Here is a 462-nt window from a genome sequence, read left to right on the forward strand (position 1 = left end):
GTGTCGGACTTCGAATACGAGTTCCAGATGGCCGGCATGAATCGTTATCTGTTGCCGGATGTCGAAACCATGTTCATGACCCCGTCCGATCAATATCAGTTCATCTCAGGCACGATCGTGCGTGAAATCGCGCAACTGGGCGGCGATGTCAGCAAATTCGTGTTCCCGTCAGTCGAAAAATGGCTGAAGGAAAAAGTTGCCGCGCTGGATCAGGATAACGGCGCTTCCGCGGCGCAGCCGTAACCGGCGTAAACTGTCGGTTCGACGGATGAAAGCCGGCTCCGGCCGGCGCGAAGTGAGAGAAGTATGGCCTTGATGATTACCGACGAGTGCATCAATTGCGACGTGTGCGAGCCCGAGTGCCCGAACGACGCAATTTCGATGGGCCCGGAAATCTACGTGATCGACCCGAAGAAATGCACCGAGTGTGTCGGCCATTTCGACGAGCCGCAATGTATTCAG

Annotated in this window: 1 protein-coding gene and 1 pseudogene; both read left to right on the forward strand. The window is 55.6% G+C overall.

What is annotated here, in order from left to right; all coding sequences use genetic code 11:
- Window positions 1-243 (forward strand): annotated as a pseudogene (locus tag SB764_RS38315) (pantetheine-phosphate adenylyltransferase); the annotation flags it as partial.
- A gap of 63 nt (window positions 244-306) precedes the next feature.
- Window positions 307-462 (forward strand): YfhL family 4Fe-4S dicluster ferredoxin (locus tag SB764_RS38320; RefSeq protein WP_410866505.1); only part of this gene is annotated, 156 nt, incomplete at its 3' end.

Origin of the sequence: Paraburkholderia sp. SIMBA_027 (assembly GCF_046535315.1) — a bacterium.
GTDB lineage: Bacteria > Pseudomonadota > Gammaproteobacteria > Burkholderiales > Burkholderiaceae > Paraburkholderia > Paraburkholderia tropica.